Source organism: Collinsella sp. AF37-9, from assembly GCF_003475115.1.
Taxonomy (GTDB): Bacteria; Actinomycetota; Coriobacteriia; order Coriobacteriales; family Coriobacteriaceae; genus Collinsella.
The window spans coordinates 1-11,504 of the sequence record NZ_QROQ01000041.1; the positions used below are offsets into that span (position 1 = coordinate 1).

Annotated in this window: 9 protein-coding genes; 6 read left to right on the top strand and 3 right to left on the bottom strand. The window is 57.8% G+C overall.

The features are described 5' to 3' along the window. The first annotated feature begins 530 nt into the window (after nt 1–530). Nucleotides 531–1,562 carry a 3-deoxy-7-phosphoheptulonate synthase gene (locus DW024_RS09395; RefSeq protein ID WP_118377569.1) on the top strand — a complete coding sequence of 344 codons (1,032 nt, stop codon included), beginning with the start codon at nt 531–533 and terminating at the stop codon, nt 1,560–1,562. Between the two features lie 383 nt (nt 1,563–1,945). Then, complete coding sequence (locus DW024_RS09400; protein WP_118377570.1) at nt 1,946–2,596, top strand: GNAT family N-acetyltransferase; 651 nt, start codon at nt 1,946–1,948, stop codon at nt 2,594–2,596. Between the two features lie 392 nt (nt 2,597–2,988). Here the strand turns inward: DW024_RS09400 and DW024_RS09405 are convergent, their stop codons facing one another. Together DW024_RS09405 and DW024_RS09410 are read right to left on the bottom strand one after the other, a co-directional pair. Then, a complete protein-coding gene (locus DW024_RS09405) occupies nt 2,989–5,226 on the bottom strand; it encodes an FtsX-like permease family protein (protein ID WP_118377571.1) in 2,238 nt (745 codons plus the stop codon). After that, the gene (locus DW024_RS09410; protein WP_118377572.1) at nt 5,216–6,001 is read right to left on the bottom strand and encodes an ABC transporter ATP-binding protein; all 786 of its coding nucleotides are present in this window, start codon (nt 5,999–6,001) and stop codon (nt 5,216–5,218) included. The genes DW024_RS09405 and DW024_RS09410 overlap by 11 nt, the downstream gene beginning before the upstream one ends. Nucleotides 6,002–6,141: 140 nt before the next feature. Here DW024_RS09410 and vsr point away from each other — a divergent pair, with 140 nt between their 5' ends. The 3 genes from vsr (at nt 6,142) to DW024_RS09430 (ending at nt 9,235) form a co-directional block, all read left to right on the top strand. Then, nucleotides 6,142–7,128 (top strand): DNA mismatch endonuclease Vsr, encoded by a 987-nt coding sequence (vsr, locus tag DW024_RS10300; RefSeq protein WP_233514497.1) that lies wholly within the window; start codon nt 6,142–6,144, stop codon nt 7,126–7,128. 497 nt (nt 7,129–7,625) lie between these two features. Continuing rightward, entirely contained in the window at nt 7,626–8,555 is a 930-nt protein-coding gene (locus DW024_RS09425) for an AraC family transcriptional regulator (protein ID WP_158564428.1), read from the top strand. 56 nt (nt 8,556–8,611) lie between these two features. Continuing rightward, complete coding sequence (locus tag DW024_RS09430) at nt 8,612–9,235, top strand: HAD family hydrolase (RefSeq protein WP_089572377.1); 624 nt, start codon at nt 8,612–8,614, stop codon at nt 9,233–9,235. A 221-nt stretch (nt 9,236–9,456) separates the two neighbouring features. Here the strand turns inward: DW024_RS09430 and DW024_RS09435 are convergent, their stop codons facing one another. Further along, nucleotides 9,457–10,314, bottom strand: a complete 858-nt coding sequence (locus DW024_RS09435) for a class II fructose-bisphosphate aldolase (RefSeq protein ID WP_022095149.1) — start codon at nt 10,312–10,314, stop codon at nt 9,457–9,459. A gap of 335 nt (nt 10,315–10,649) precedes the next feature. On the opposite strand from DW024_RS09435, the gene DW024_RS09440 reads away from it, so the two are divergent. Next, nucleotides 10,650–11,453, top strand: coding sequence for a DeoR/GlpR family DNA-binding transcription regulator (locus DW024_RS09440; protein WP_118377573.1), 804 nt, complete (start codon nt 10,650–10,652; stop codon nt 11,451–11,453). Nucleotides 11,454–11,504: the final 51 nt, after the last annotated feature.

Sequence of the window (11,504 nt, forward strand, 5' to 3'; positions counted from 1 at the left end):
CGCAGGACAGCCTGCGCCCCCGTTTTTTGTTCTGCGGCCCTCGAACCGCCTCCCCTGGGACCTGATTGACGCCCTCCCTCAAGGCCCCGTGGACAAAAAATGGCAAATATGAGTACTGTCACCTTTTTAGTAACAGCCAAAACTGCCCCAAACGACCTCATTGCGGCCTAGATATGCCTTCAAATTGATCAAAATGCCCGGTAGCATGCTTCTGTGTGCCAACGTTAATGAACATATTTACTGTTGTGTCTAATATCTTATAAGGTCGATATGATACTAAGCTAGCAACAGTACTCATATTTGCCATTTTTTGTCCACGGGGTATGCCGCAGAAGATCCAACTTGCTCCAGCATGTCGTACGCCGGTCCCCCCTTCCGGCGAGTGCCGACATTTCCCCAGATAAAACCGACCAAAATAAACCTGTCCCTTTTCGGCAGGTTTCGCTTGCACTTTAGCGTGCGACAGCGGATAATGCCGAGCATTCGAGAATTCGCCAATTGTTGCTGTTAATTGATAAAGGAGGCCCCGTATGGCCATGGAATTCAAACGCAGGCTGCCGATCCCCATGGAGATCCGCGAGGAAATGCCGCTTTCTGCCGAGCTTACCGCCAAAAAGCAGGCATTTGACGCCGAGGTCGCCAAAGTCTTTACCGGCGAGGACGCACGTAAGGTGCTCATCATCGGCCCGTGCTCTGCCGACCGCGAGGATTCGGTGCTTGAGTACATGAACCGCCTGGTCAAGACCGTCGAGGAGGTCAAGGACAAGCTCATCATCATTCCGCGCGTCTACACCAATAAGCCGCGTACCAAGGGCACCGGCTACAAGGGCCTTCTGCACAACCCCAACCCCGAGGCTCCCGACGACCTGCTCGAGGGCGTCAAGGCCATCCGCCATATGCATCTGCGTGTTATTGAGGAAACGGGCTTCTTCACCGCCGACGAGATGCTCTATCCGTCCAACTACCAGTACCTCGTTGACCTGTTGAGCTATGTTGCCGTGGGCGCGCGCTCGGTCGAAAACCAGGAGCATCGCCTGGTGTCGAGCGGCATTTCGGTGCCCGTGGGCATGAAGAACCCCACCGCCGGTTCCACCACCGTCATGCTCAACTCTATTTACGCCGCGCAGGCGCACCAGAGCTTCATCTTCCGCAACTGGGAGGTCGAGTGCGATGGCAACCCGCTCGCGCACGCCGTCATGCGCGGCTACATCGGCCTCGATGGGCGCACCTACCCCAATTACCACTACGAGCACCTGGAGCGCCTGGCCGAGCGCTATACCGAGCATGCCGGCTATGCCAATCCGGCAGCGATCATCGACTGCAACCATGACAACTCGGGCAAGCGTCCGCTGGAGCAGTATCGCATTTGCAAGGAAGTGCTCGACAGCTGCCGCCGCAACGAGTCCATCTCCAAGCTGGTCAAGGGCTTTATGATCGAGTCTTACCTGGAGGACGGCAACCAGCCGGTCGACGGCGGCGTCTTTGGCAAGTCGATCACCGACCCGTGCCTAGGCTGGGAAAAGACCGACTACCTCATCCACGAGATCGCAGAGCGGGTTTAGTTACGCGGGTTTACCAACCCGCGTAACGGCTCGACGCTGCAAACCCGCCAGAGCGGCAATCTGCCTTTCAACTTCGGCGGCATGACCAAAAGGTCAATGCCGCCTTGTTTCAAGGCACCTTGCTCGCTCTGGCGGGTTTTCGCTGTCGTTGCCAAAACAACGGCATCACCTTGGCTGCACACTCATTGGGGGCACTCATTGGGGACGTACTTAAATGAGTAGTCGTTGGGGACGTTCTTGTTTGCCTAGTCGTTTAAGAACGTCCCCAATGACTATCTCTCCGCCCCCGTGGAATCGGAGGTCGTCTACCGAATGGTTGATGCGGCGCCCCTGCGGCCATGCCACACTCATAGATAGCCTGACCCAACTTGGAAGGAGCCTCCATGAGCCTTGACAACGTAACCCTGCGCGCCGCCACGCTCGACGACCTGGATGGTATCGCCGCCATCTACAACCGGCTGTGGTGCAACACGCTACGCAACCGCGGCGACGTCGAAGCTGCCGATTTCTGCGCGCGCTTCAACATTGCCATGCAGCTGCAGCGCTCCCCTATCGCGCTCGTTGCCGAGGCAGAGGGCCGCATTATCGCCGCCTGCTGCATCGGCATCTTCGAGGACGGCAAGCCGCGTACCAACCCCACGTGGGTACCCTGCTACGACGAGATGTTCGCCCAGGCAACCGAGATGGCAAAGACCGCCGATGCCAAACTCGAGGGCTCGCTCTTTGGCGACAGTCGCGAAAAGGCCACGGCCGATCGCTTTGCCGCCACGGGCAACGAGTATGCCCAGGGCCAGCTCAACCTGATCATCATTGTGCCCGAGTGGCAGGGCAAGGGACTCGGCCGCGAGCTCATCGACCTTGCGCGCGCCGAACTCGCCAAAGCCGGGTGCACCAAGTTCTTCCTGATGAGCGACTGCAACTCTGACTGGCAGTTCTACGAGCACCTCAACATGAAACGCATCCTGGAGGATCACAGCCAAGACACCGGCGACGGCTTTATCGTCTACATGTACGGAGGCGACACGCAGGATTAGCCTGTGTGCCGCCTCACGGGCTTTCTCCAAGACAGCCCAAAGCAATCAGCCACGCCAAAAGGGACATGCCAAAAAGAGACAGGTTTATTTTGGCAGGTTTTATCTGGGCGAACGCCAACCGCCGCGAGGAAGTTGCCTTCCCTCACGGCGGTCTTCTAGCAGCCAAAACCAAGTGAGTAGACTTTTTGCAGGAGGCCGAGCACACCCCGAATCGCCACAGCGCTGACCTGCGGTTTTATTGAGCACTTGTCGTGGTGTGCTCGACAGATCCAAAAAAGTCTACTCACTTGCATCTGAGAGGCATCCGATAGACAAAAAAACCGCCGCGGAAGGGGGCCGACTCCCTCCGCGGCGGTTGTTTGCGTTGGTTTTGCGACGGTTTTGCCCGCTTGCTACTCGCTGTAGCGGGTGGCGATGGCGGCTCGCACCATGCCGGTGCTCATGAGGTAGGTCACCAGGAAATAGCCGCCATAGGCTGCCAGGAAAATCGCACATGTGAGGCCCACCGTGCCGCCGATGCTCATGTTGCCAAACGTGCTCACCAGCTCGATGATCACCTTGAGCGCCACAAAGGAGTGCGCCAGACCCACTGTCAGCGGGAACAGGAAGAACACCGCTTGCTGCGCCATCACCGAATGGCGAATCTGGCGGTCGTCACAGCCGATCTGCGCCAGCACGCGATAGCTGCGGCTTCCGTCGGCCACATTGGAGAGCTGCTGGATCGACAGAATTGCCGCACATGCAACGACCAGTACAAAGCCAATATAGATGGCTAGATAGCTAATCATGCCGTTCATCTGCGCCGCCTGCGTATAGATCTCGGAGCGTGTCATGAAGATTCCCCACGACCCCGGCTCCTTGCCGTCAACGAGCAGATTGTCGAGCATGGTGTATTTAATGCTCTCGTCTGCCTTGGTCACATCCATCCCCTGCTTGTAGTTAACGAGCAGATTACTGGAATACGGCTGCAGGTTAAGCTGGGACAGCAGCTCGTCGGCTACGACCACGGTACCGGGATTGCTGCCGAGTGCCGAGTTGGCGATGGCAGCCGTGTCCTCGTCCGACTTATCGGCTGCGGGCTTGAGCTCATGTCCGCCCAAGGTGAGGGTATGGCCCCCAGCCATGTACTTGGTGTACAGGTCGCCCAACTCGCCGCCCATATCGCACGTAAGCAAGTACTGGTCGCGGCCAATGTTCACCGGCTCCTCGCCCATCATCTGGCGCAGTTTGTTGTACTGGCTCGCCGGCGTCACAAACAGGCCCATATCATCGGCATTGCTACCCTCGAGCGCCTTGGGGAGCTTTTCGCCCATGGCCTTGCACATCTCGCCCGCCGTCACCGAAGGATCCGAGCCGCCAAGCGTATAGCTCAGATACGAATCAATCTGCACATGCTCGCCGGCAACATCGGCGATATTGACCTTCTTTCCGGCCTCGTTGCCATTATCTGCCGACTTGCCCTTGATACTTTCCGCAACGTTATCGGGATCGATACGGTCACCGTGCCATGCAGAGTACAAATCGACCGTTGCGTCTGCCAGCACCATGCGATCGGCCTCGGAAGGATTGACATACTTCTTGTAGTAGTCGAGCCTATCGGACGCGTAATAGATATACGTCTGCGACATATCCGCCGGCGTATAGCGCTCCAGGTTCTCGTTCATCACGTTGGCGATCGACATGCCGCAGGTCACCGAGGTAATGGCCAGAAACAGGATCATCGCGATAACGCCCATCGAAAAGCACACCGTGTTGACCTTGGCCGCAAGCTGGCGCACGGTAAACATGTTGAGGCCGCGCCAATACACGCTGCGCAGGCTCTGCAGCAGCTTGATGAGCATGCCCGAAAGTCCCCAAAATAGGGCAAAGGTACCCACCGTAACCATGGCCGTGGTGATACCGAACTGGTTCATGGCCTCCTGCAGCTTACCCTCCGTCGCGGTGAGCGGGAACCCGTCGCGCAGCAGACGGTAATAGGCCACGCCCACCAGCACCACGCCCACGACAAAGATGGCAATCGCGATCCAGGGGTTGCGCGTCTTGATGCTCTCGTTGCGACGCTCGGCACCCATAAGCTCGATGAGCCTGGTGCGGCGCACGGCGCGAAGGTTCAGCAGCAGCGTGAGCACAAACATCACGAGCATGCAGGCAAGGGTCAGGTTGAACGCATGCACCGAGAAAAAGAAGTGGAAATTAGCGATCTGCGTCTTAAAGAGCGAGGCCGTAAAGAATGTCATGAGCTGGGAGAGCCCCACGCCCAGCACAATGCCGGCGACAAAAGCGCCGACCGAAACAAATACGGTCTCGAGCGCCATGATCGTGGCGACGCGCCCGCGGCGCATGCCGAGCACCTGGTACAGGCCGAACTCCTTTTTGCGGCGCTTCATGATGAAGTTGTTGGCATACACCATCAAAAAGGCCATGACGCCGGCCAAAAAGTACGTCAGGTAGCCGAGCATGCTGCCCATGAGCTCGGACAGTCCCTCCTCCTTGATGCCGGCAATGTCGACCTGCATCGAGACGGTATTGAAGGCATAGAAGACCGTGACACCCAGGGTGAGCGTCAGCAAGTAGACAAGGTAATCGCGGCCGGCGCGGCGGACGTTGCCCCAAGCGAGTTTACAGAGCATCGGAGCCCTCACCGCCCATCATGGCAACGACCTCCATAATGCGGTCGAAGAACTCTCGGCGGTCGGTGTCGCCGCGGCGCAGCTCGGTGAAAATCTTGCCGTCGCGGATAAACAGCACACGGCTCGTGTAGCTGGCGGCAAAGCTGTCGTGCGTGACCATGAGCACGGTGGCGCGCAGACGGCGATTGAGCGCCTCCAGGCTCTCGAGCAGCAGGCGGGCGCTCTTGGAATCGAGGGCGCCGGTGGGCTCGTCGGCCATGATCATAGTTGGGTCGGTGACGAGTGCGCGAGCCGCGGCAACGCGCTGTTGCTGACCGCCGGACATCTGGTAGGGATACTTGTCGAGCACCTGACTGATAGACAGACGCGCGACTACATCCTGCACGCGGGTCGAGATCTCTGCCGAGTTTGTGCGGGCGATGGTGAGCGGCAGGGCGATGTTCTCGCGCGCCGTGAGCGTATCGAGCAAGTTGGAGTCCTGGAAGATAAAGCCCAGCTCCTCGCGGCGGAACTGCGAAAGCTTGGCCTGCTTCATGCGCGTCACATCCTGGCCGTTGATGCGAATGGTGCCGCTCGTGGCGCTATCGATGGTCGACACGCAGTTGAGCAGCGTCGACTTGCCCGAGCCCGAGGCGCCCATGATGCCGACGAATTCGCCGCGGTTGACGGTAAAGCTGACATCGTTGAGCGCGCGGGTCACGTTGCCCAGTGCTCCATATACCTTTTCGAGATGCGCGACCTCCAGTACCGGGGTCGCCGTTTGCATGGTTTGCATACCGAGTCCTTTCTTGCGATTAGTCTACGGCATCTATAGTCGCAAGGAGCCGAGTCGGCTACCATCGATATGGCTTACGCTTGCCTTACCGTTGTGTAAGGTAGTGCAGGGAACGTTTTGATGTTGAGGAAGGGCTCCTGTTGAAGACTGTTCATGTTGCCGCTGGGATCATTCGCAAGGAAGGATCTGACGAGCTGCTTGCCGTGCAGCGCGGCTACGGCAACATGCAGGGACTATGGGAGTTCCCGGGCGGCAAACTTCTGCGCGGCGAGACACCCGAAGACGCCGTGCGCCGCGAGCTTATGGAAGAGCTACAGGTAAAAGTCACCAACCTGCGTGATTTCTACACCGTTGAGTATGACTACCCCGATTTTCATCTCTCCATGGAGTGTTACTACTGCTCGCTCGCCGATGAATCCGATGAGCCCCAGAAACACGACCGCCAGCTTGATATCCGCTGGATTCCACGCACCTCGCTTGCCACGGTGGAATGGATGCCCGCCGACAAGGGGCTCATTGATGCTCTGATTGAGTTAAAGGAAGATCGGCTTGAGGCAAGCTCCGCCGATGACGCCGCGCCCAACACAACCGACAAACCCGCCACCAAACCCAAGCGCGCACCTAAACGCCGCAGCAAAAAGCGTCCCAAGCCCGGTCTGCTCGACGGCATCGATACCTCGGACCTCTCCGCTGACGAGCGCGAACTGGTCCGCCGTCGCGCCGCCATCAAAAAGTCCATGAAGGGCAACAAGCGCGCCAACACCAAGCCCGAGCTGCTCGTACGTCAGCGCCTACGGGCCGCGGGCCTTACGGGCTATCGTTTGGAATGGAAGGTACCCGGCAAGCCCGACATCGCCTTCCCCGGCCGCAAGATCGCCATCTTCGTCAACGGTTGCTTTTGGCACCGCTGCCCCAAGTGCAACCCAAGCCAGCCCAAGCGCAACGTTGAGTTTTGGGAGGCAAAGTTCCGTCGCAACGTCGAGCGCGACCGTGCTGCTGTGGCAGCGCTCACTCAAATGGGCTGGACGCCCATAACCATCTGGGAATGCGAACTCAAAAAAGACCGCATCGACGCCACGATGGAAAAGGTCATCGAGCAGGTGCGCGCCACAGAGCCGCAGCGCTAACAGCGAGCATTCACACGCTCCGCACGTCCGCGCCACATCCACGTCACAAACCTTAGAAAGCCCTTAAGCTCAAAGCCTTTCAAGAGTGTTACTCGATACCTCTGACCTGCAGTTTCATCGTAACACTAAACCAGGTTAAGCCTTTCTTTAGCGCTTCTTTGCGGCAGCCGCGGCATAATACTGCCAACGCACGGGACCTAGCAGCAAACCTCGCGCGCAATCTTTTGGTGGACATCGAGGAGGCCGCATAAGCATGCATTCTTCCAATGACGCAGCACAGCAGCCATCCCTAAAACATGCAAACCTTTTCTCCTTCCCCCCGACACAGAGAAACGGCCTCCCCGACTCCCCCACCACAAAAGCCAAACGCTCAACCGACCAGAGCCACAACTTGCGAGCATCCTTCGATAAGCTCCAAGCATCCCTAGACAAGGCGTTCCCCGAACAGGCAAGAGCAATCTAAGCCCATCGCGCTTTATACTGATGCCATGCGAAACATGGATCACATAGAATTGCACCGCGGAGGACGCGAGGAAGCGTTTCCCGAGACCGCCGAAGACTGGCCCTATATTGCCGAACGCGCAGAATTCGCTCGCTATCCGGGCAATTCCGTCCCCTGGCACTGGCATTCCGAAGTTGAGCTTTTCTACATGGAGCAGGGAGCGATCGACTATCGAACGCACGCGGCTCATGAGCACGTACGCTTTGAGGAAGGGTCCGCCGGCTTTATCAACGGCGGCGTTTTGCACAGCACGCTGCAATCACCCAATTCGGCGCCAGCCATTCAAATGCTGCATATCTTTCAGCCGTCGATGCTCGGCGATCCCGCGGGGCGTCTCCAAAAGCGCTACATCAACCCATTGCTTCAATGTCGAGGCGTCGATGTGCTCAAATGGTCGCCCACCAATCCCGACGATATGCCCTTTATCGATTTGCTAAAGAGCTCCTTTAGCCACGACCTTCAACGGCCGCAGAACGAGATGGCGCTTCGAAATAGTTTGTCAGAGCTCTGGATTCAGATTAACGCCAAGACCGAACCGCTCTTTTCTTCCGACGGCGCCTCTTGGATGACCAGCCGCGACGTACAGTTCAAGGCAATCCTGGACTTTATCCGCGCAAACTATGCAGCCGCTATAGATGTGCCCCAGATGGCATCTGCAGCCGGCGTAAGCGAAAGAGAGTGTTACCGCATTATCGAAACTTGTGCAGGAACGACCCCGGCGGCATATCTACGCGCATACCGCATAAACCGTGCTTGCGAACTTTTGGCACACACCACGCGAACGGTACAGACAGTCGCGCGCCAATGCGGATTTATAACAGCAAGCCATCTTGGCCAGGTATTTAAAGAACAAATGGGGTGCACTCCTTCGAGCTATCGAGCAGCGAGGCAGAATCTCGATAGCACCAGGCAGAAATCCCGCTAGCCCTTCTTCTGTCACTGCATCAAACTTGCAGGCAAACAACAGAGAGGAGCAATCATATGAAGCACTTTGACCATATCGTATTTGACGTTGATGGGACATTGGCAGATACAGAAGAAAGCGTTCTGTCATCGCTTGTCCAGATTGTCCAAGAAGAGACCAGCAAAACGCTTCCCCGACACGAGCTTGACTTTGCCCTCGGCATACCCGGCAAGGATGCCCTTGAGAAACTTGGGATCTACTCGCAGGCAACGTTGGATCGCTGGTGCCAAGTTGCCGCCAGCTTTAAAAGCACCATCAGCGTGTTTCCAGGTTTGCTTGAAGTCATCGCAACGCTCGCCGATAGCGGCTGCAAACTTGGCATCGTCTCCTCACGTGCGCGTGACGAATACGCAAAAGAAATTGCACCCCTTGGTTTCGATAAGTATTTTGAGCACATCATCCTTGTCGAAGACACAACCGAACATAAACCCGCACCCGCACCCATGCTCGAATATCTCCGACGTGCGGGCGCGAATCCTGGCAACGTCGTCTACGTTGGCGACACCGTCTACGACGAACAATGCGCAACTTCAGCAGGGGTCAGTTTTGCCCGAGCAGCATGGGGATCACACCAAGATATCCCAAACGCCACCTACAACCTCAAAACCCCCAACGACCTACTAACCCTAACAACCAAATAACCCACGCGTCCCACCCTTTCAGCCCCAACACCACAAGGGCGACGACCTCGAGTAGGTCAACCTGGGAGGGACGAGGGCTTAGTTCCCCAATCTTTCCGCAGGGGGCAAAAAGCCTCGCCGCACGAAGTGCGCAGCGAGGCTTTTTGCATGCCCGAGGACGATTGGGGAACTAAGCCCTCGTCCCTCCCCGGGATATGTAGCGAGTCGGAGTACCCTTGCTGTTACTCTGCTTTGCCCACAGAGTTGAGGTTGGTCATGCGGATCTTAACCAGCTCGGTGATCTCGCGCATGCCCTCCTTGGCCGGCTTCTTAGGATCGAAGCAGGCGGGGTTCTCGGCCATGTAGGCCATGAAGCCCTTGGTGTAAGCCTGACGCAGCTCGGTGGCGTAGTTAACCTTGCAGATGCCGTTCTTCACAGCCTCGGCAACCTGCTCATCGGGCACACCGGAGGTGCCGTGCAGGACCAGCGGCACGTCGACGGCGTCGCGAATGGCCTTGACCACGGACTGCTCGATGTGAGGATCGCTCGTGTACACGCCGTGGCTGGTGCCAACGCCAATGGCCAGCGAGGTGCAGCCGGTGCGCTCAACAAACTCCTTGGCCTCGGCAGGATCGGTGTAGGGGCTCTCGCCCTCAACCGCGGGACCGTCGTCCTCCTTGCCGCCAACCTTACCGAGCTCGGCCTCGACGGGCACGCCCATGGCGCGGCCAGCATCGGCGACGGACTTGGTCAGAGCGATGTTGTCCTCGAAAGACTCGTGCGAACCGTCGATCATGACGGAGGTGTAGCCCGTGCGGAAAGCCTGCATGCAGCGGTCATAGCCATCGCCGTGATCGAGGTGCAGGGCAACGGGCACGGAAGCGCGCTCGGCGGCAGCCTTGACCATGCCGTAGAAGTAGTCCAGACCAGCGGTCTTGATGGTGCCCGGGGTGGTCTGCATGATGACGGGGGACTTGGTCTCCTCGGCAGCGGCCAGAACGGCCATAACGAACTCGAGGTTCTCGACGTTGAACGCGCCGACGGCGTAGTGGCCGGCCTGAGCGTCCTTGAGCATCTTTTCGGTGGTAACAAGTGCCATGAGCGTTTGCTCCTCTCCCTCGCCCGCATCTGGACATCGGGCGTAGTTGTTCACAAGGTGTTTTACCTTGCGTTTTGCTGCGCTCATTGTATGAAATTCAGCGGGTATGCATGTGCGAGATATTGTCATCGCGCGAGGTCCAACCTTCATTTTTGAAAAGCAAACGGAAGGGGTCGAACCCGAGCGTGCGTGTTCGAAATTGAGTTTTGAGCTTTGATCATCTTTCTTTTATAGAAAAAGTAAGTAATCGAAAGGCGTTTTCTTACTTAAAAAGAAAATGAACGAAAATAGACTCAACACAATTCCTGCAAATTTCAGACGATGATGGAGCGGATATGGCCCATGCAACAACCCGAGCTTTCGCCGATGAGCGTCGCGCCGCCATTATGGAAATGCTCGAACATAACGCCTCAGTGCAAGTGGCAGAAATCGCCCAGACTTTTGGCGTGTCCTCCGTTACCGCCCGCGCCGACCTAGACGCGCTCGCCGAGTCCGGCAAGCTGCGCCGCACGCATGGTGGCGCTGTGTCGCTCCAGAAGCGACTGACCGTATCCACCCAGGATCGCCGTATCAACGTCAATGTCGCCGCCAAGCAGGCCATCGCGCAAAGCGCCATCGAGCTCGTCAATGACGGCGACACGCTGCTCGTCGACTCGGGCACCACGGCGCTCGAGTTTGTCCGGCTCCTCGACCAGCGCGATGGCATCACCGTCATCACGGCCGACATTACCATTGCCGATTACATCGACGAGAGCATGCCCTCGGTCGATGTCGTCATGCTGGGCGGGGCACTGCGCAAAGGTCATCGCTATCTGTACGGACCGCTCACCATGCAGGCGCTCCAAATGGTCCATGCCGACCTTGCCGTCATGTGCCCCGGCGCTTTTGTTCCCGGCTGCGGCTTTACGACCGACTTTCCGCAGATGGCCGAGACCAAAACAGCCATGATCTCCGCCGCCCGTCAAGGCGTTGCCCTCATGGACGCCAGCAAGGTCAACGGACGCGGCATGTACCGCTTTGCCGAGCTAATCGACGTCAACGCCATCGTGATGGACCGTGACCCCGATCACGCCGTCGCCACCTCAATCGCCGAGATCGTCGACAACGCCCGCCCAAATCTCCTCATCGCCGGCGCTTAAACAAAAACCACCACAAAGGTGCCTGTGAACTGCGCCCCGAAACTTGGACTG

Coding starts and splice junctions, on each gene's coding strand:
- DW024_RS09395 (WP_118377569.1), top strand. CDS start 531: ATGGCCATGGAATTCAAACGCAGGCTGCCGATCCCCATGGAGATCCGC.
- DW024_RS09435 (WP_022095149.1), bottom strand. CDS start 10,314: ATGGCACTTGTTACCACCGAAAAGATGCTCAAGGACGCTCAGGCCGGC.
- DW024_RS09400 (WP_118377570.1), top strand. CDS start 1,946: ATGAGCCTTGACAACGTAACCCTGCGCGCCGCCACGCTCGACGACCTG.
- DW024_RS09410 (WP_118377572.1), bottom strand. CDS start 6,001: ATGCAAACCATGCAAACGGCGACCCCGGTACTGGAGGTCGCGCATCTC.
- DW024_RS09425 (WP_158564428.1), top strand. CDS start 7,626: ATGGATCACATAGAATTGCACCGCGGAGGACGCGAGGAAGCGTTTCCC.
- DW024_RS09405 (WP_118377571.1), bottom strand. CDS start 5,226: ATGCTCTGTAAACTCGCTTGGGGCAACGTCCGCCGCGCCGGCCGCGAT.
- DW024_RS09440 (WP_118377573.1), top strand. CDS start 10,650: ATGGCCCATGCAACAACCCGAGCTTTCGCCGATGAGCGTCGCGCCGCC.
- DW024_RS09430 (WP_089572377.1), top strand. CDS start 8,612: ATGAAGCACTTTGACCATATCGTATTTGACGTTGATGGGACATTGGCA.